This is a genomic window from Ruegeria sp. HKCCA4008, from assembly GCF_013033125.1.
Classification (GTDB): Bacteria; Pseudomonadota; Alphaproteobacteria; order Rhodobacterales; family Rhodobacteraceae; genus Ruegeria.
Genome location: NZ_WQDM01000008.1, coordinates 153271 through 171880, shown reverse-complemented (window position 1 = coordinate 171880; position 18610 = coordinate 153271). Strand labels below are relative to the sequence as shown.

General features: G+C 56.2%; 17 protein-coding genes. 7 read left to right on the top strand and 10 right to left on the bottom strand.

Annotated features, from left to right (window positions below; translation table 11 throughout):
- Positions 1 to 353: 353 nt before the first annotated feature.
- Positions 354 to 1697 (top strand): amidohydrolase family protein, encoded by a 1344-nt coding sequence (locus GOW60_RS16935; protein ID WP_171230192.1) that lies wholly within the window; start codon positions 354 to 356, stop codon positions 1695 to 1697.
- A 235-nt stretch (positions 1698 to 1932) separates the two neighbouring features.
- On the opposite strand, the gene GOW60_RS16930 is transcribed toward GOW60_RS16935, so the two are convergent.
- The 6 genes from GOW60_RS16930 to GOW60_RS16905 all read right to left on the bottom strand — a co-directional run bounded on the left by GOW60_RS16930 (position 1933) and on the right by GOW60_RS16905 (position 9673).
- Entirely contained in the window at positions 1933 to 2598 is a 666-nt protein-coding gene (locus GOW60_RS16930) for a hypothetical protein (protein ID WP_254443999.1), read from the bottom strand.
- A gap of 49 nt (positions 2599 to 2647) precedes the next feature.
- The gene (locus GOW60_RS16925) at positions 2648 to 2818 is read right to left on the bottom strand and encodes an AlpA family transcriptional regulator (protein WP_171230191.1); all 171 of its coding nucleotides are present in this window, start codon (positions 2816 to 2818) and stop codon (positions 2648 to 2650) included.
- A gap of 95 nt (positions 2819 to 2913) precedes the next feature.
- The gene (locus GOW60_RS16920) at positions 2914 to 3564 is read right to left on the bottom strand and encodes a hypothetical protein (RefSeq protein ID WP_217355602.1); all 651 of its coding nucleotides are present in this window, start codon (positions 3562 to 3564) and stop codon (positions 2914 to 2916) included.
- A gap of 8 nt (positions 3565 to 3572) precedes the next feature.
- On the bottom strand, positions 3573 to 4733 hold the full coding sequence (locus GOW60_RS16915) for a site-specific integrase (protein WP_171230189.1): 1161 nt from the start codon (positions 4731 to 4733) through the stop codon (positions 3573 to 3575).
- A 674-nt stretch (positions 4734 to 5407) separates the two neighbouring features.
- Positions 5408 to 8551, bottom strand: coding sequence for an efflux RND transporter permease subunit (locus GOW60_RS16910; RefSeq protein WP_171230188.1), 3144 nt, complete (start codon positions 8549 to 8551; stop codon positions 5408 to 5410).
- A gap of 12 nt (positions 8552 to 8563) precedes the next feature.
- Entirely contained in the window at positions 8564 to 9673 is a 1110-nt protein-coding gene (locus GOW60_RS16905) for an efflux RND transporter periplasmic adaptor subunit (protein ID WP_171230187.1), read from the bottom strand.
- A 138-nt stretch (positions 9674 to 9811) separates the two neighbouring features.
- Between GOW60_RS16905 and GOW60_RS16900 the strand changes: the two genes are divergently transcribed.
- Positions 9812 to 10453, top strand: coding sequence for a TetR/AcrR family transcriptional regulator (locus tag GOW60_RS16900; protein ID WP_171230186.1), 642 nt, complete (start codon positions 9812 to 9814; stop codon positions 10451 to 10453).
- A 260-nt stretch (positions 10454 to 10713) separates the two neighbouring features.
- On the opposite strand, the gene GOW60_RS16895 is transcribed toward GOW60_RS16900, so the two are convergent.
- Positions 10714 to 11187, bottom strand: a complete 474-nt coding sequence (locus tag GOW60_RS16895; protein ID WP_254443997.1) for a cupin domain-containing protein — start codon at positions 11185 to 11187, stop codon at positions 10714 to 10716.
- Positions 11188 to 11267: 80 nt separating this feature from the next.
- On the opposite strand from GOW60_RS16895, the gene GOW60_RS16890 reads away from it, so the two are divergent.
- Entirely contained in the window at positions 11268 to 11855 is a 588-nt protein-coding gene (locus GOW60_RS16890) for a TetR/AcrR family transcriptional regulator (protein ID WP_367396963.1), read from the top strand.
- Positions 11856 to 12197: 342 nt separating this feature from the next.
- Here the strand turns inward: GOW60_RS16890 and GOW60_RS16885 are convergent, their stop codons facing one another.
- The 3 genes from GOW60_RS16885 to GOW60_RS16875 are packed head-to-tail and all read right to left on the bottom strand — an operon-like array spanning position 12198 to position 15684.
- Positions 12198 to 13691 (bottom strand): heme biosynthesis protein HemY, encoded by a 1494-nt coding sequence (locus GOW60_RS16885; RefSeq protein WP_171230184.1) that lies wholly within the window; start codon positions 13689 to 13691, stop codon positions 12198 to 12200.
- A 10-nt stretch (positions 13692 to 13701) separates the two neighbouring features.
- A complete protein-coding gene (locus tag GOW60_RS16880) occupies positions 13702 to 14916 on the bottom strand; it encodes a COG4223 family protein (RefSeq protein ID WP_171230183.1) in 1215 nt (404 codons plus the stop codon).
- Between the two features lie 54 nt (positions 14917 to 14970).
- A complete protein-coding gene (locus tag GOW60_RS16875; protein ID WP_171230182.1) occupies positions 14971 to 15684 on the bottom strand; it encodes a uroporphyrinogen-III synthase in 714 nt (237 codons plus the stop codon).
- A gap of 98 nt (positions 15685 to 15782) precedes the next feature.
- On the opposite strand from GOW60_RS16875, the gene tsaD reads away from it, so the two are divergent.
- The 4 genes from tsaD to GOW60_RS16855 are packed head-to-tail and all read left to right on the top strand — an operon-like array spanning position 15783 to position 18532.
- The gene (tsaD, locus tag GOW60_RS16870) at positions 15783 to 16880 is read left to right on the top strand and encodes a tRNA (adenosine(37)-N6)-threonylcarbamoyltransferase complex transferase subunit TsaD (RefSeq protein ID WP_171230230.1); all 1098 of its coding nucleotides are present in this window, start codon (positions 15783 to 15785) and stop codon (positions 16878 to 16880) included.
- Positions 16877 to 17839: an NAD(P)H-dependent glycerol-3-phosphate dehydrogenase gene (locus tag GOW60_RS16865; protein ID WP_171230181.1), complete on the top strand. Its 963-nt coding sequence runs from the start codon at positions 16877 to 16879 to the stop codon at positions 17837 to 17839. Before tsaD ends, GOW60_RS16865 begins: the two co-directional genes overlap by 4 nt.
- A gap of 1 nt (position 17840) precedes the next feature.
- A complete protein-coding gene (locus GOW60_RS16860; protein WP_171116638.1) occupies positions 17841 to 18110 on the top strand; it encodes a YciI family protein in 270 nt (89 codons plus the stop codon).
- Positions 18110 to 18532: an EVE domain-containing protein gene (locus tag GOW60_RS16855; protein WP_171230180.1), complete on the top strand. Its 423-nt coding sequence runs from the start codon at positions 18110 to 18112 to the stop codon at positions 18530 to 18532. Before GOW60_RS16860 ends, GOW60_RS16855 begins: the two co-directional genes overlap by 1 nt.
- Positions 18533 to 18610 lie beyond the last annotated feature (78 nt).

Below are 18610 nucleotides of genomic sequence, written 5' to 3'. Positions count from 1 at the left end.
TCATAGATTGTTAGAACCGGCAACTTGCCTAATACCTGTAAACGTGCCGTGGAATGATCGGTAACTAAGATCTCGAATTGACCAAAGACCGTGGAAGCGATCATTCAAAAAGTATGCCTATCCGTTTTCTCAGGGAACGGCGGGTTTGTCCGTAGAGTGGACACTCGCGGCATTGTGTCGAATTTCCAAATCGAGCCCGAAGCGGGCGTTCTCGAAAAGCAGAATGACCTGCAGTTCAACGCCCTAAAAACTCTATACCTTACGTCACCCTCTTCATCGGGTTTACCGGATGGTTTTACACGCGCGCGTGAGTTAGCCTTCAACAACATCTTCGTCATCTTGAGGGTTAAGATATGATCTCCAAACGCGCATTTTTATCCGGTCTCGCATCGACCACTGCGCTGGCGCTGGTCCCGGCGCGAGTTCGTGCTCAAGCCCCAGATGCCACACTCTTCACGAACGTGCGTGTTTATGACGGGATGTCCGATGAATTGACCGAACTCACGAACGTCCTTGTCGAAGGGGAAATGATCAAAGATGTCTCACCCGCTGCTGATGCCGCGCAAGAGGTGCCGCGCATCGATGGGGATGGGCGGACCCTGATGCCGGGGCTCCTCGACATGCATGTACACCTGCAGTGGAACCAGGACCCAGCTGGTTTCCTGACAGCACGTCCAGATTACATTGCTGCATTGGCATTGAGCGAAAGTGAAGCCACCCTGATGCGTGGCTTTACCAGTGTCCGCGATACTGGTGGTGGCATTCTCGGTTTGGCTCGCGCCATAGACGAGGGCCTCCACCCCGGCCCGCGTATTCAGGCGTCAAACGCTGCGATCTCAATGACCGCCGGTCATGGCGACCTTCGACCGCGTTCTGTGCGTCCGAGAGCTTTCGGCGGGCCGCCGTTCACGGAAGCCGAGCGACTTGGGATCACACTTTTTGCAGACGGAGTTCCTGAAGTTCTGGCGGCTGCACGCGAGCAATTTCGGCAGGGTGCGCACTTCATCAAGGTCTTTTCAGGTGGCGCAGTGACCGGCCTCTACGACCCATTGGATATCAACGAGTATTCGCCGGCAGAACTCGAAGCGGCAGTAGACGAGGCCAAACGTTGGAACACTTACGCGACCTCTCACGCATACATGGACACATCAGTTCGGGCTGCCATTGAGGCAGGTTATCAATGCATCGAACATTGCAACCTCATGACGCCTGAGTCGATGGAGTTGGCCGTGGAAAAAGGGGTTTGGCTTTCAACCCAGGTTGGCTTTTTCGCGGCAGACATTCCGGCAGGGTTCACGCCCGCCCAAGCAGAGCGCCAACAGATGGCGTTTGATGGTCTCGACGCTATGCTTCGACTAGCGCGAGAGTTTGGCGCCAAGATTGCACTCGGAACAGACTTCGTCGGATCGAGGCAAACGAAAGCAACGCAATTGGATGAATTGCAGCTCAGGACGCCATGGTTCAGAAACGCCGAGATTCTGCGGCAGGCGACAGGTTTGAATGGTCAGCTTTGGGCTCTGACCGGCCCGCGAAATCCCTATCAGGCTGGTCCAGTCGGTGTCATCCAACCCGGAGCCTACGCCGATATTCTGCTCGTGGACGGAGACCCGATTGCGGACCTTACGGTCATGGCTTCTGCGGACAATTTCGATGTGATTATGAAGAACGGCAAAGTTCATAAGAACAATCTGGCTTGAGCCACTTGCTAGCTGCATACAGCGATTGCGACTAATGACTGATAAGTCCCGCTACTCGGACCATGGTCCTGTTCAAACCAAAGTCCGGTTCCCCACATAAGCGGTCAGAGGGACGTCAAAGCAGACGTTGCCCCCGTGCTGAGCCCCATGGCTATATGTATATGTGTCCTGTTTCTTGTGACACCTTTCGGATCAATTTCCGGTTTGGCGTCACAGTATTTAGGACGGCCTCAATTCAAACTGGCTCAACCACCACCCAACCGTCACAACCATTGGGACGGAGTGTCCTGTTTTTTGTGCGGGGCTTCTGTTTTTGCCGCCAAGACATGAAACGCTTCGCTGCTGGTTTACCGTCGCGTGTCGGCACTTCGCCCAGCGCCCAGACTGATGCCTTGCCGATACCAGACGGACCAAGGTGCGGGGCTTTTGTCATGGTAATGAACCCACGTTCCTGAAGTTCACGAAACCAAGGGCCAACCGTGTTGCGGTGAACGTTCAACGCCATTGCCGCGTCGCGATGGCTTAGAATGATATCGCCGTTGTTTGATCCGTTGTAGCGGCGTTTCAGTTCGACGTAGAGCGCCCTTGGACCCGGTGGCAGGGTTGCCCAGGCTTCAGACGCTTGCAACCACTCAGGAAGCTGGACATGACGCCCAGTCCCCTTTTTCTGACGTTTGTACGGCCTTGCCATTACTTGCACCCTTTCTGGGTCATCAGGGCCAGCCAAACGCTCACTTCGCGGATTTCGGTCTTGTGTGAAATTATGCGCTCGTCCAATAGCGCCTTGCACGTCCAGAGAACCCGTCTCTGGTTTGAATACCATTGATTGCTGCTCATAACCGTGTGCCCTTCGTTGTTGAGCAAACAAGGCGCTGGGCGTATGGTGCAGACGTTCCCGCATAGAACATTCCCGCCCCATGCCCAGGCGCCAGGTCTGGGTGGGGTGGGTCTTATTGCCTATGTGCCGCGATTGCAGCGTCGATATCAGCTTCGGCCCAATACAGGCGCGAACCGATTTTCACGGGCTTGGGCAATCGGCCCATTTCCACGTCGCGGTAGATAGTGGTGCGGCCTCGGCCACCGAGTTTTTCTTGCAGGTCGCGGAAGGTGAGATAACGCATTTTGGTGCTCCATCATTGGCTTGATGGGTACCAAGGTACTGTCTGGCAAACAGAGGTTCACCGGAAAGAAAACAACGGTTAAATTCCGGTGCTTTTTAACTTTGTCTACTCTTGCCAATTCGTTTCAGCGCATTTGTAATTTCTTTTGACAATGCGGCGTTGTTGGGCACCTTAGTTCGTTCCACTGCCTTTCTCACACCATCTTCAGTCAAAAGAACGTCAAACCCTAACAATGCCTCCGCAACCAAGGCGCATGCCGAATTTGGCCCTCCATTGTGCGGAAGCCCACGCCTAACTAAGCCTTCCACCGCTCTAGCAATAATAAAGTCTCTCTCTATGTTCGCGTTCCTGCCTCGGCCACGCCCCTTTTTCGGTAGTTGTCCATTCAATTCAGCGGCAGCGAACTTGGAAAGTTCCGAAGGTAGTTTTTGGCTTTTCAAGAGAAGATCCGCTGCAACTTTTTTCAAGTAAGTTCTGGCGCTTTGATCCCCTGCAAAAGCGAGGTTTACCAACCGCGATATATCCCCGGGTCTAGGGGTCAGCCTCGGCACCCCATCCGCCTGCATGTTCAATAAAATCGTATTTACTTCGTGACTGTATTTCCTTGGAGATTTGCTGATCACGAAGAGAGGCAAGCTAACAAGAAATACGGCCAGTTCGAAGTTGGTCAGTTTTTCTGTGCCTTTGATCTTCCAGGTTCCGTCATCGCTTTTCTCAAAGCGGATATCTGAGAATTTTTGCAACACTAATCAGTTCACTTCTTTAATAGCCTTGCCCATCGTTCCATTAGACTGGCTCGATGCTCAAGATAATCCGTCCGTCGATAACTCCGCTCCACAGCCCCGCCGACAACATGGCCCAGCGCCGTCTCTGCAATATCGTGCGGGGTATTGGTCGCCTCAGCAACCCAAACGCGGAAGCTGGATCGAAACCCGTGCGGACGCTCCACCATGCCGCGCCGCTCCATAAGCTTGCTCATGGTCATGTCCGATATCACGCCCTTGCGGATACCGGGGAATAGGAAGCCATCTCTCGCAAACGGAGTTGCCTCAGCAATTACTCTTTGGGCTTCTTTCGACAACGGCACTCGGAAATCACTTGTCGCGCCCTTGCGGCCCTTCATGGCCTCTGCGGGGATTGTCCAGATATCGCCGTCGATCTGGTCCAAGTGCAGGTGACGCAAGGGATAGCTGCGCACCGCTGTCAGTATCAGAAGGCGCAGCGCCAGTTCAGCGGTCGTGCCGCCATCCAAGGATTGATAGAATGCTGGCACCTCTTGCCACGGTAGGGCCGGGATATGAGTTGCCGTGTGCCGCTGCTTACCCAGTAGGGCCTTGGCCTTATCCGTCGCTTGCAGATCCACATCCAAGCCCAGCGCCGCCGCATGGCGCATACAGATAGACAGACGGTTCATGGCTTTGCGCGCCGTATCGGCCTTGGTGTGCCAGATGGGGGCAAGGGTGTCTCGGATATCACGCTGATCGATCTGCGATACTGGCATTTTGCCCAGCTTTGGCAGTACGTGCAGTTCCAAGGGGCTGAACCACCGCCCGGCCTTTCCGTCGCCTTTCAGTTCGGCTTTGCGGCTGTCAAAGGCGTCCTTGGCGATATCGGTCAGAATGTTCAGATTGCGTTGAGCTTCACGGCTCTGGCGTTCCCGCTCCTTGATGGCGTCTTTACCGTCACGTACCACGGCCTGCCATTTCTCGGCTTCTTGCCGCGCTGCTTTCAACGAAACCGCCGGGAAGCTGCCAAGCCCCATTTCATGCCGCCGCCCGAACAGGGTGTAGCGCAGAAACCATTGCGCGCCGCCATCGGGCCGCTTGTGAAACCATAGACCGCCCCCGTCCGAATACTTGCCTGGGGCTTTAGCCTTGAGTTCAGCGCTGGAAAGTTTGTGTTTTGGCCGTGCCATTCTACATCCACCTTTCTATCCACCCCTAGATATGGGGTATGGTGGTACAGAATGGTATAGCATGAAACAAATAAACGTATATTTTATATATGGTTAGGTAAAGCTGAGTATTCCTTTGTACTCCAAGATATATAGTTTGGATGCCTCTCATGGGCACCATATCTCCCCGCAAGATGTTGAAATACAAAAATTTTCTTTGCGGGCATCAAAATACCCCCCTGATTTATCTCCCGACATTTCGCAGATAGATCTGTAGGTATTGGTTGGTATCGCGCAGCTTCCAAGCTTCGACAGAATCGACTGCTGACTGCAGCTGAGTTGTTAGGTTTAGTTATGGTTGTTCCGCCCGTTCCAATGGTCCTAATGATCAAAGCCAAGGCTGCGCAATCTACAACGAGACGGATAGCCCAAATCGATTATGAGTCGTATCCTCCGCACAACCGGCGCAAGCGGGTCATTGACGAATTACTGCAAAGCAGCCGTGCATCTCAGTCGAGCAAATGTCCGATCCGGCCCCAAAGTTACCGGGTACTGCAGTCCGCGCTAACGACGGCAACGCGCAGAAGCCAGACATTGCAAAACCCGGCGTGCGATCCACAGCAGAACTTGATTCTTACTTCGAACAACGACGGCTTTGAACCACACCAACTCACAAGGTGAATTGGGCTCAATTCTCATTCTGCCACAAGCGCGACGACGGCTTCACGTGGTTCGGAATGGCGGTTATTGGCCGGACGTTGTTTGTTGAATGTTCTACGATACACCAAAGCGAACACGGGAGGGGTGAAGTAGAAAGATACAACGGTTGACAACAAAACGCCGCCTGCGATTGCTACGGCGAATGGTGGCCAAAATGCACCTCCACCCAAGATCAGAGGTAGGAAGCCGCCAAAGGTCGTGACCGTTGTCGAAATAATGTGACGGCTGGAACCAGTAACTACGCGCGCCATGGCTGCGCGATCTCCCTGGCTGGCCTCTCGGTCTTGTTGTAACCCGGTCAAAATAATGATCGCCGCGTTGATCGAAACTCCTATTGAGCCGATGACCCCGATGATTGCCGTTATTCCGAACGGGAACTGCATGACGGCCAGCGACAGCAGTGAAAGGCCTGCAGACAACACGCACACGACCAAGGTCACAAGGGTCAGCCGGAACGAGTTGAAGGTCAGAACGATAGTCGCGATGGAGAGTGTGACGATCAACCCGACAGAGGCGAGCAGATTTCCCACGGTATTGGATCGCGCATCACTGTCGCCGCCTAGGGACATCGAATAGCCTTGCGGCAACACAAACCCGGACGCATCAAGCGCTTCCAATATGTCCTGCAAAGCCTCTTCGGGTAAAACACCGGGTACGATAAACGCCTGTATGGTGTTTTCTCGCACGCCATCCGTTCGGGTTATGACGCTTTCCGCTGGTTCGATTATGGGTCTGGCTAGTTCTGACAACGGCACAGCAGGGAAAACTCCGGTCGCGGATATTTCGGCAGCGTTCGGCAGTAGAATGGGCATACTGACAATCGCACTTAGATCTGATCGCACCTCGTCACCCAAACGTACGCGCACCGGCAACTGCTCGGTCCCTTCGATCAGTGACCCACCGGTGATGCCAACAAGCGCCGTGTCCAGCTGACCCGCTATATCCGCCACGTCCAGCCCCAGCAAACGGGCTTTGACCTCATCAATCTCGAACCGGATTTGAGGGTTGCCGCCGTTCACACTGGCACGCGCCTGCGTCACCAGATCGAGATTGGCCATGACTGAACGCACCTCGTCGCCCAGATTACGTAATACCGAGATGTCCTGCCCTTGAATTTTGATTTCAACCGGTGCGGCGACCGGAGGACCCTGAACAAGATTGCGTACGATGATCTGCGCGTCAGGAAAGTCGGTGTCCAGACGGCTCTGCAACGATCCGACAAGGCGGGCCGCATCGTCGGCCGTGTCGGTCGTGATCATGGCCTGTGCAAAACCGGGCTCGCGCGAACGGTTGCCAACGATGTTGTAGTAGAATGCCGGGCCGGACTCTCCAACTGTCCAGTAGACACTCTTGACACCGTCATCTGCCAGTAGCATTTCGTCAATCTGGCGCGCGGTCGCTTCGGTGGTGGAAATTGATGTTCCACCCGGCATGTCGACCTCGATATAGAACTGGTTTCGGTCGACGCCCGGGAAGAATTGCGCGGTCAGCGTTGGAAAGGCCGCGAAGCCAAGCACGGGCAAGACCAGTGCCAAGGCGATGGATCGCACCGGATTGGCAACGGACAATCGGATTGAGGCCTCGAACAAGCGGGCAAGCGGCGGGATGCTGATGCCGCGACTCAGCATTCCTGCGTCTGGGCGATCGGACAGCAACCAACCAGCAATCGCCGGAGTCACCGTCAACGCCACAACCAGGGACCAGACAAGCATAAGCACCACAGCGATCGCGATGGCACCCACAAAGTCGCCGGCGGGTCCCGGCAGCAAGATCATCGGTGTGAAAGCAAGCGCCGTTGTGACAGTCGATGCCAGCAAAGGTGCGACCAACCGGCGAACAGCATCTCGTACGGCTGAAAGCCGATCCATCCCATCCTGCAGACGACGCCGAATTTCATCGGTCATAACGATGGCTGCGTCAACGAGCAGACCGAGGGCAACAATCAGGCCCGTCACGGACATCTGATGAATTGGCAATCCAATCATGTTCATAGTCGCCAGAGTTGCCAATGAAACAGCCGGCAATACCAAAGCCACAATCGCAGCTGCCCGAACCCCCAACGTAACAAACAAAACTGCCACGACCAGAGCCACGCCAATGGCCATGTTGATCCCAACCTCTGACAAACGATCCGTCGTGTACTGGCTTTGATCAAACAGCAGTATTTCCTGCATGCCCAAAGGTACCGATGCGGCGCCGGCCTCAAGCTCATCCCGAAGAAAGCCTGTCCAACGGTCGATCTGTACCCCGTCCTGCGCCAGAACTCCTATCAAAACCGAGGGCTTTCCGTTGGCAAACGCGATTGAGGGCTGTGGTTTGCGCGCACCCCGGTCTACGCTGGCAATATCTCCGAGCTGCACCACGGCACCGTCTGCATTTTCTCGCAGGACGATGCTTCGAATGCGGTCCAAAGTCTCAATTTCTCCGCTTATGCCTATTGTCAGGTCGACATCGGACTGCAACCGCCCGGATTGAACCTTCCCATCTGCTTCTGCAATCCGCTGGGAGATCTCGGCAGTGCTGAGCCCAAGCGCAGCGGCCTTGTCCATATCGACATTTACGAGCACTTCTTCTTCCGGCTGACCGAAATAGTCCACGGCTCGCGTAGAGGGTATCGCGCGCAGCCTGTCACCCAGAGCTTCGGCATGCCGCGACAGCAAAGTTAACGGGAAGTCCGGATCCTCGGCCGCAACGGCAATGACAGCAGAATAGGCAGAAATACCCTCGGCATCGAATTCCGGCGGCAACACTCCACTCGGAAAGTTCTGTCGAGCATCTTCAACGGCATCCCGAGCTTCGGCCCAAACCTGCTCAATGGTTGCTTCATCCAGCGTCTCCAGCAACTCTACCGAAACGACCGATACGCCCGACCGGGATACAGAGCTGATTTCATCCACCTCGGCAATTTTCCGAAGCTCTTCTTCGATTTCTGCGGTAACCAACGCTTCGACCCGTTCAGGGTCTGCACCAGGGAACTGCGTCGTCACAGTTGCGAAGAGGTTGGTAATCGTTGGGTCTTCCTGCCGTCCCAGCGACAGGAACGAAGACAGACCTGCAGATACAAGTACCAAAATGATGAGGGCAACCAGCCGGGGGTGGCGAAAGGTAAGGGTTTCCATCAGATCGCTCCGTTACTCGCCAGTGTTGAAGGCGACACGCTGACCAACGGTTACACGCTGCGGCCCTTGGTCGATCAGGACGGTTCCCTCTGGAAACGTGCCACGCACAAAGACACGGTCATCTTCAGCATGCAGAACTTCGACCGTCGCCAGGCGCACAATCTTCTGCGCGTCAGCAACCAGAAGTGTCCATTGCCCACGCGTACCTTCTTTCAAGGATGTCGTGGGCACCCAGGTTCCCGCACTCTGTACGGGATCAATTACATGCACACGAGCGGTCTGCCCGAAGGCAACGTCCGGCGCGTTCCTCAGATCGAAAAGTGCGGTTCTGGTGCGGGTTACCGGATCAATGTCGGGCCGCAAGGTTGCAAGGTTAGCCCGATAGCTTTGACCAGCGATCTCGATTTCAACATCTGTCAGAAGCGCCGGGTCAACGTCGAGTGGGATACCAATTCGAACCTGCGGCGACACGACCTCGACCATACCCAGAACCAGTTCACCCGATCGCAGGGTTTCACCGCCGTCCACGTGTCGCGCGGTTATTTGACCAGAAAACGGAGCCTCAATGCTGGATTTCTCGATCCGAACGGTTACGTCCCGCATCGCTGCATCCAGTTCCCCAATTCTAGACAACAATTCATCTTGTCGGGAAACTGCCTCATCTAAGCGAGCTTGACTGGTAAAGCCTTGTTCGATGAGTTTCGCGTTTCGCTCGACCGTTTTCTCGGCAAATGAAAGCTGGGCTGCAATGGCATCACGAGATGCCGTCAGTCGGTCGCGTTCAACCTCCAACAGAGCTACGTCCAACGTTGCGAGAAGTTGGCCCTTAGCAACCTCGTCACCCTCATCCACCAGAATTTGATCAAGCGTCCCATTCAACTCGAAAGAGATATCTGCCGAACGCTGAGGCTCGACCTGACCGATGAATACACGGTCGACTGTGTAGGCGCTTTCGGACGTGATTGGTGTGGCGGAGACCGGGGTTACAGCAGCGGCATCTGGCGCCGGTACAGCATCTGCTCTGCGCGTCAGCTCCGATGCACCGAAGTAAACTGCGGCCGCTGCAACACCTATGAAGCTAACGGTCACCCCGACACGCACGGTACCGCGTAAAACTCGCAAAAAGAGGCTCGGCTTGGTCTTTTCAGTAAAGTATTTCGCGGGACTTGGCATTTGCGGACCTCATCAAGTTAGCATCTCTAACATATGTTAGAAGTTCTCACTTTGACAAGGGCTACGTGATCTGGCACATGTTGGATCATGACCAGCATAGAAAAAAGTCACTCAACAATCAGCCGGGCGACCGGTCAATCGGTGGGCAAGAAAGCCTATCATCACGGCGATCTCCGCGCTGCACTGATCGAAGCAACCCGACAGTTGGTTGAAGAAAAAGGACCCGACAGTTTTTCTGTATCCGAGGCGTGCAGACGCGCGGGCGTTTCAACCGCGGCACCTTACAAACACTTCAAAGACAAGACAGAAATGTTGGTCGCCACTGTTCTGGAAGGAATGGATCGGCACCGAGACAAAATGCTTGCCGCACTGGAAGGCGTTCCCGAAGGATCTCCCGAGCGCATTACTGCCATCGGGATGGAGTATGTTGCCTTCGCGTTAAATGAGCCTGGGATATTCAGACTGAAATTTGGCGGCTTCACAGATCGCATCGCGGATCCCCGGTTGGAGGAAGGTGGCCAGCAAAGTTTCGGGATTCTTTTGACTGAGGTAGCAAAATGTCTCGGTGAACCGGGAATCACAGACGAAGTTCGCCGCCGTGGTTTTTTGTTGTGGAGTTTCGTGCACGGTCTGTCCTTCATTCTGCATGACAAAGGGCTTGCTGAGAAAGGCGAAGATTTCGATCTTCATACCCTTCTTGAGGACGTTTCGGAAAGAATGCTGAGTTGAGCGTTCTCACGCCAAAACGAACTTGACCAAGCACAGATAGCAGACAATCTAAGCCGCTATCACGCCTATGCGTAAACGATTGCTCTGGTTCACATAGAAGACATTTTTGGACAGCGCAGCGAATGTCCGCTATCCACAATCGCAAGGTCTCATCGTGAATGCTGGCTTGGGATTGAGCTAGTGCTACCAGATAGGGTCTATAGCAAAGTTTTCAGTCCAATACTTCCGTCTCTCAACCCGGAATTATGCAGGCGCGTTCGTTAACTGGGAACTTCTGCAGGCACCAAGATCGTCATTCCTGCTCGGTCTGCTACGGCCATGATTGCCGGAATGTCTGGCGGTCCATCTGGCGCCGGAATGTCTGTCGTACCATCAGGCATTGCTTCGCCAGCTTCAGTAAAGAAAGTGTCATGCATCGCGCCAGGGGCGTTTATGCAAAGTAGCCGGCCAGGCTGTTCCCCAGTACATGTAAAGGCGTGCACTGCGCCGTCTGGAACTTTGACGAAGTCGCCACTTTTTGCGCTGATTGTCTCACCATTCACAAAGAACTCGAATTCACCGTCGAGCACATAGAAGCTCTCGTCTTCGCCAGCATGATGATTGGGTGGCGCACCGGCACCCGGCGCCGTCTTTATCTCAACGATTGTGCAACGATCTCCGGTCTCACTGGGAAAGGCGTGAAAAGTCAGAAGGTTTCCTAGAAGATGATAAATTCGCGGACGAGGTTCAGCCATTACTTCAACTCCCTTTACTTGAAACACACTGCCCTTATGATACATATATCTACTAATGAGACAAGTGTATCATAAAAGGCTTGGTATTGGCGTCGCGTACAAATCAAATTAACCGAACACGAGAAGCACTTCTTTCAGCTGCACGTGACTTGATGTCGGAAGGCAAAGAAGTCACGCTGGCAAAAGTCGCTGAGCGTGCCAAAACCAGCCGTGCGACGGTCTATCGTTACTTTTCTGACCCAAGTGTCTTGGCTTTGGATGCGACGCTCGATCTTGAAGTTACTCCAACTTCAGAACTTCTCGAGGGGCTGAATAACGTCAGGAGCCGCGTACACGCCGTTGCGCGCTACTATCTGGATTTTTCTCGGGTTCATGAGGCGCACTTCCGGCAGTTTCTTGCTGAATCACTCAAGGCATCACTTGAAGATGGAACTGTCAAAATGCGTGGCGCCAGAAGAGTGGCGGCTTTTTCGGAAGCACTTGCACCAGTTCAGCCATTGATGAAGCCGAAGGAAATTGACGACCTGGCAAAGCGATTGTCCATGACGACGGGCATGGAACAACTTATTATTCTGGAAGACATTTTGCGAGTGGACGAAGCAACCGGTTACCAACTTCAGGAAGGTTTGGTCGACGCTCTGTTGGATCGGTACTTACCAAAAAACTGAGACAGAATTCAGATGCCGACTTCATCCCAAAACTGCTGGAAAATAGACACCAGTTAAACGTCCGCTTTGCATTGACTGTGTACTTCGCGACGAAGAACGCGAACGGCCGTTTTGACCGCATCTCGGACGTTAACTGCGCCTTTTTTTGAACGGCTGCTTTGCGGAGAAAGCGGCCGACACAGCCTGTAAATGCAACAGGCCGCCAACGCGTCGACAAGCCGCTGAGAGAGACGAAAAAGCACGACCCTTCGGACCACTGGCGTCAGGTTTGGCTTCACCAAAAAGCGCGGCGTCGCATCAATCTCAATGAGTGTAAGCAGGCAAAAACGGGCGTTGCAGGGCTCAGGCCTGCTTTTGAACCTCGGCGTCCTCTGCCACCTCTGCCACCTCTGGTGTCATTTCGACCACTTCATCTTCGTCCGCGGGCTCCATGACTTCAGGCTCTTCGGATTGATCTTCGAGCGCACCGACGATCAAAGGCAACATATGTACGCCGGTCGCGCTTGCGATTTCGGGTGTTTGTGGTGTCTGCCAGCTGAGCGTGTCGAAGCTGCCGCAGTTCTGGCAGACCGGTCCCCATTCAGGTTGGATATCATGGCAATTGGTGCACACCCATTGCGGACCACGCGGCGCATTCAGCGCCTTGGCCAACCAGCCTTGCACAATGGCGTCCGAGGCCCCCTCGCCCCGCTCGATAGCGGCCATCAACGTATAGGCGCGCGCATCACCCTGCGTTTCGACCACATCGCCCAGCGCACGGCGGGCTTCGGGGAAGTCCTCGGCCACGATGTTCAATTCGGCCAGTATCAGACGCGTTTCCATGTTCTCGGGGTGAATCCGGGTCAGCGCGGTGAACCGCTTGATCCGTTGGTCGGGGGTTTCATCCGGCATGATGTCGGCAAAGGCATGGGCCAGATCCGGATGCGGCTGCGCCTCCCATGCTTTTTTCAGAATCTTGGTTGCGGCCCGGGGTTTGCCTTTGGCGATATACGCGCGGGCCGCCATGGCAGCGGCTGGCACCAGATCAGGCGACAGGCGATTGGCTTCAATCGCGCGTTCCTGCTGTTCGACCGTCGCACCTTCGTCCAGAATTCCCTTGGCTTCGGACAAGGCCAGAACCGCGTCACGCCGTTTGAAGACATCGCGCGGCAAATACCCGGCTTTCAGCTTGGCCGTCAGGGTCGAACGGGCACCGGCCCAATCCTGCGCCTTGGTTTGCAGGTTCAGCAGCACGTCTTGCGTTTCTTCATGACGTGGTTTGATCGCCAAGGCCTTCTCGGCCAGTTTGCGGGCCGTTTCATCATCACCTTCGGCCAGCTTCTGCTTCATGATCCCGCGCACGCCGACGAAACGGGTGGCGCTGTTGGTCACCAGTTTTTTATAAGTATCCGATGCCTTTTTCGTATCCCCGGTCATCTCGGCGGCCTGTGCCACCAGCAGGTCGGTAAGCTCGGGCTTGTTCAGCAGTTTCTCGGCCTTGCTGGCTTTGGTCATTGCCACGCGCCCTTCGCCCGAGGCCAGCGCCAACAGACCATCAGCCAGCGCCTGGTATCCCTTTTGCTGGCGATTGCGGTCAAAATACCGAGACAGGGCCGTTTCGTCACCGTTCAGGAATTTCAGCGTTGCGATCAGCAGGCTGAGCAACTTGAAAAACAGCCAGACCGCAAAAACCAACACAGCCAGCGCGATCACTGACTGAAGCGGCCCCAGCGTGAATTCCGTGCCCGCGACGGTGATCTGAACCCCGCCACTGGTTTGCATCAGGAAGTGACCGCCCAACGCCAACAGGCCGATAATCGCAACAAAAACGAGGATCTTAAACAGTGACCACAGCATGGCAGGTCCTTCAGTTCGAGTTCAGGCTGGAAGCCAGTGTATTCGCCGCATCGACGGCGGCGACCCGTGTTTGGGCCGCCTGTTCCCAATCGGCCATTGCAGCCTGTGCCGCTTCGGGAAGTGATTTCAATTCGCTCAAGGCTTTGGCCAGGTCTCCGTCCGCAAGCGCAGCCTGTGCCCGTGACAGGATGGCATCTGGCCCATCACCTTCCTGGGGCGTGACCGAGCGCGCGCCCGTTTGACGTTGCAGGAATGCGATCAGGCCGGTGCCCTTGTCGGCTTCACGGGCTGCGGCCAGCGCGGTTCGGGCCGCAGGCGCGAAACTGTCGCGCAGAGAAGAGAGTGTTTCAACACCCTTCTCAGCCGCCTCGGACAGGTCATCCGGTACATCCACACCGCCTGCCTTCAGTTCTGCAACCAGATCGGAATAGGGCTGACCCGCATCCAATTGCCCATGTAAACGCGACAGAACGGCGGCATTGGCCGCGGCTTGCGCATCGGCTGATGCTTTCGCCTCCAGCGCCTGCGCGTCGGAAACCATTTTTTCAACCTCGGCCCGTTGCGAGGCCAGCGAGTCCTGAAGCTTCTTCAGCTCAGCTTCGAAGGCGGCCATGGATTCGGGCGATACGCTGGATTCGATCGGGGTTTTCTCAAGCGTCGCGATGCGGTCTGACAATGGTCCGATCTGGCCTGACAGCGTATCCACAGTGGATTTGATCGCACTCAGGTCACTTTCCACGGGCGTCAATTTGTCGGACAGCGCTTTGACCTGATCCGTCAGACCAGCAACATCCGGACTGTTTGCAAGCGCTTGAGACAGCTTGGCAATCTGGTCGGACTGGTCTGCCAGTTTGGATTCCAACGCCGCCAAGGTATCCGAGCTGTCCGAGCCAGTTGACAACAGCCCGCCATTGCCCAGCGCAAACCCGACGGCGGCAGCGATGGCACCGCCCAGCAATGCGGGAACAAATCCGCCACGCTTTTCAACGACACGCTCGACCACTTTTTCTTCGGCCGGTGCAACATCTTCAATCGATGCTTCGGCTTCGGCTTCGGCTTCGGCTTCGGCTTCGGCTTCGGCTTCGGCTTCGGCTTCGGAAAGTTCTTCTTCTACGGTCTCAGTCGGGTCAACAGGTGTATCGTCCTGTTGCAGTTCGGGTTCGACGACGTCATCTGCCTTGGGGGTTTCCACCGGCTTTTCTTCGGACTTTTTCTTACCAGCCACCGCAATATTCCCCTTATCGAATCCAAATTCAGATGAATAACAGCCCTAGTCAAGTTAATCGGGGACCGCGCCACCCTCAACCCGCAACGCATGTTTCACAAGCTTTTTGACAGCCTTACGCATTTTCTTTGGTGTCGGCTTCTTTGCGATCTTCAGGCGCGCATAGTCCAATGAATAAAGGGGATCCGCCGTAGCCTGACTGATTGCGGCCAACCACAAAGGCGCGGATCCGGTCCAAATATCGGCAAAATGTCGCGCCGTTCTTGGCGAAAAAAGCGGTGTGATCACCGGCGAATCCAGATCCGCCACCCGGGTCGCTTCGGATGTTAGCGGCAACAGCAGTTGCTGGTAGACTGGCAGTTCCCCCACGGTCAGGCCGGATTCGGTCAGTCGACCGGCAACATTGCCGCGCGTGTTCTCACCCCTCAAATGCAACAGCGGGCTTTTGGGCCTCCGCTTGAGCAGATGTCCCACCAGTTCTTCCGCCGTGGCCCCGACCATTTCGGCCTGCCAGCCGCAACCCTTCGCTGTGCTGGTCGTTGTCGGCCCGACGCAGAAAGCGGGCAGGTTGCGGTCCACACCTTTCAGGGCCGCCGCGTTCACCGCATTGGCCGACGTGAAAATCAATCCCTGCACACCCTCGGTCTCAACCTCGACCGGCAGAGGCCGGATTTCCATGATCGGAGAATAGATGACCTGAACCCGGGATTTGGTGCGGGTCGGCAGCTGCGCGACGAACCGTTCAGAGGCGGCGCGCGGGCGGGTCATCAACAAATACAACGTGCGGCCCCTTGGCCCTTCAGGATTGTTTGCATCCGCGCAGGGTGATACCCCGCCGTTAGATCATGATGCAACGGATCAGGGTGATGGTGCAAACACTTACCGTACTGGGATTGGAAAGCAGCTGCGACGATACCGCCGCGGCCATCGTGCGTAAAACGACGGGCGCCAAAGCCGAAATCCTGTCATCCGTGGTACATGGCCAAACCGAACTGCACAGTCCTTTTGGTGGCGTCGTACCCGAGATCGCAGCCCGGGCGCATGCGGAAAAGCTGGATGTCTGCGTTCTGCAAGCGCTGGACACGGCTGGTCTTTCCCTGAAAGACGTGGACGCCGTTGCCGTCACCGCCGGGCCCGGTCTGATCGGAGGGGTCATGTCGGGCGTCATGTGCGCCAAGGGGATCAGTGCGGCAACCGGTCTGCCGCTGGTGGGTGTCAATCACCTTGCCGGTCACGCGTTGACACCCCGACTGACGGACAACATTGCCTTCCCCTACCTGATGCTTCTGGTGTCCGGCGGCCACTGCCAGTTCCTGATCGCCCACGGGCCCGAACATTTTACCCGCCTAGGCGGCACCATCGACGATGCGCCGGGCGAGGCCTTCGACAAAACCGCCCGCCTTCTGGGTCTGCCGCAACCAGGTGGCCCTTCCGTCGAAGCCGAGGCGCGCGCCGGTGATCCCAAACGCTTTCAGTTTCCCAGGCCGCTTCTGGACCGGCCCGGTTGCGATCTGTCCTTTTCGGGATTGAAAACGGCCTTGATGCGGATGCGCGACCAGATCGTGGCCGAAAAGGGTGGCTTGACGCGCCAGGACCGCGCAGATCTGTGCGCTGGATTCCAGCAGGCGATTGTGGACACGTTGGCCGAAAAAACCCGGCGCGCGATTGATCTGTATCTGGAAACCTCTCCGTCTGAACCCGTGATTGCCGTTGCCGGAGGGGTTGCCGCAAACTCGGCCATTCGGTCCGCATTAGAGTCTGTTTGTGCTGAAAAAAACACCAGTTTCACCGCGCCCCCGTTGGCGTTGTGCACGGACAATGCGGCGATGATTGCCTATGCTGGCCTGGAACGCTTTCGTACCGGCGCGCGGGATGGGCTGGACCTGACCGCCCGCCCTCGCTGGCCTCTGGATCAACACAGCCCGGCCATGCTGGGCGGCGGCAAGAAAGGGGCCAAGGCATGAGCGTATCCGTCCTGGGCTCCGGTGCGTTTGGCACGGCTCTGGCAATCTCGCTGGCAGGCAATGGGCCAGTGACACTGTGGTCAAGAAACGCCGATCAGGCGCAGCAGATGCGCGAGACGCGCGAAAATGCAACCCGGCTGCCCAACATAACCTTGCCCGGGGACATCACCGTGACTGCGGACATCGCGGAGGCGCTCAGGGCTGACACGCTTCTGTTGGCTGTGCCAATGCAGAAATTGCGCAGCGCTTTGCAGGATCACGCCCCGACCCTGAATGGCAAGACTCTGGTGGCCTGCTGCAAGGGAATTGAACTGACCTCGGGGCTTGGACCTGTCGCGGTCATCAAAGAAGGCGTCCCGGACGCCCGCATCGCGCTGCTGACCGGGCCCAGTTTTGCAGATGACATTGCCCATGGCCTGCCCACCGCTCTGACGCTGGCTTGCGAGGATACGGAACTTGGCAAGGCGCTTCAGGCCGAACTGACGACGGCGAACCTGCGCCTTTACCGCACCACAGACACGATCGGCGCCGAACTTGGCGGTGCGCTGAAGAATGTCATGGCCATTGGCTGCGGCGCGGCCATCGGCGCAGGTCTGGGTGACAGCGCCCGGGCCGCCTTGATGACCCGCGGATTTGCCGAGATGCAACGCTTTGCCGCGATGCGCGGCGCGCGCGCCAACACCCTGATGGGCTTGTCCGGGTTGGGGGATCTTATGCTGACCTGCTCTTCCGAGCTGTCCCGAAACTATCGTTTTGGCCTTAGTTTGGGTCTGAATCAGCCCTTTGACAGCCAAACAACGGTCGAAGGCGTCGCCACTGCCCGTGCCATGTCGGACATTGCCGCCAAGGAAGGGCTGGATATGCCCATCAGCGCCACGGTGGCGGACCTGAGCCATGGCGCCTACAGTGTCACCGAGGCCATTCAAAACCTGCTAAATCGACCCCTCAAGGAGGAATAACATGCTGATCGCCCTCATCGCTCGTGACAAACCCGACGCGTTGCAAACCCGATTGGACAACCGCTCGGCCCACCTGGCCTATATCGAAGAAACCGGCGTCGTGTCACAGGCCGGACCGTTGCTGAACGGTGACGCCATGATCGGCTCATTGATAATTCTCGATGTGGAGGACCTGGCCGCCGCACAATCGTGGGCCGATGGCGACCCTTACGCAAAGGCAGGATTGTTCCAATCGGTTGAGCTGATCCCGTGGAAAAAGGTGATCGGTTGATGGCCTATTGGTTATTTAAATCAGAGCCGTCGACCTGGAGTTGGGATCAGCAAGTCGCAAAGGGCGACGCGTGCGAGGAATGGGACGGTGTGCGCAATTATCAGGCGCGCAATTTCATGCGTCAGATGAAGGTTGGGGACCGGGGGTTCTTCTACCATTCGCAAAAGGACAAGTCCGTTGTTGGCATTGTCGAGGTCTGTGCCGAGGCCCATCCCGACAGCACCACCGATGACGAACGGTGGGAGTGTGTGGACATCAAGGCCGTGCGGCCCTTTTCCAAACCCGTAACGCTGGACCAGATCAAGGCGGACGAGCGTCTGGCCAACATGGTGCTGGTGAAGAACTCTCGCTTGTCGGTGCAACCCGTGACCGAGGATGAATGGCGGGTGATTTGCATGCTGGGTGAAACCCAGCCTGATTGAACAGGAAAGTGGCACCGGGCGCAGAACTTCTCAAACCCCCGGCAAGATGCTATCTTTCCTTGGGCTTTGCCGGGTGAG

Bases quoted from the DNA above. Each gene is read 5' to 3' on its own strand.
- GOW60_RS16915 (WP_171230189.1), bottom strand. From the start codon at position 4,733: ATGGCACGGCCAAAACACAAACTTTCCAGCGCTGAACTCAAGGCTAAA.
- GOW60_RS16930 (WP_254443999.1), bottom strand. From the start codon at position 2,598: ATGCGGGAACGTCTGCACCATACGCCCAGCGCCTTGTTTGCTCAACAA.
- GOW60_RS16865 (WP_171230181.1), top strand. From the start codon at position 16,877: ATGAGCGTATCCGTCCTGGGCTCCGGTGCGTTTGGCACGGCTCTGGCA.
- GOW60_RS16900 (WP_171230186.1), top strand. From the start codon at position 9,812: ATGACCAGCATAGAAAAAAGTCACTCAACAATCAGCCGGGCGACCGGT.
- GOW60_RS16885 (WP_171230184.1), bottom strand. From the start codon at position 13,691: ATGCTGTGGTCACTGTTTAAGATCCTCGTTTTTGTTGCGATTATCGGC.
- GOW60_RS16935 (WP_171230192.1), top strand. From the start codon at position 354: ATGATCTCCAAACGCGCATTTTTATCCGGTCTCGCATCGACCACTGCG.
- tsaD (WP_171230230.1), top strand. From the start codon at position 15,783: ATGGTGCAAACACTTACCGTACTGGGATTGGAAAGCAGCTGCGACGAT.
- GOW60_RS16925 (WP_171230191.1), bottom strand. From the start codon at position 2,818: ATGCGTTATCTCACCTTCCGCGACCTGCAAGAAAAACTCGGTGGCCGA.
- GOW60_RS16895 (WP_254443997.1), bottom strand. From the start codon at position 11,187: ATGGCTGAACCTCGTCCGCGAATTTATCATCTTCTAGGAAACCTTCTG.
- GOW60_RS16855 (WP_171230180.1), top strand. From the start codon at position 18,110: ATGGCCTATTGGTTATTTAAATCAGAGCCGTCGACCTGGAGTTGGGAT.
- GOW60_RS16860 (WP_171116638.1), top strand. From the start codon at position 17,841: ATGCTGATCGCCCTCATCGCTCGTGACAAACCCGACGCGTTGCAAACC.
- GOW60_RS16910 (WP_171230188.1), bottom strand. From the start codon at position 8,551: ATGGAAACCCTTACCTTTCGCCACCCCCGGCTGGTTGCCCTCATCATT.
- GOW60_RS16875 (WP_171230182.1), bottom strand. From the start codon at position 15,684: ATGACCCGCCCGCGCGCCGCCTCTGAACGGTTCGTCGCGCAGCTGCCG.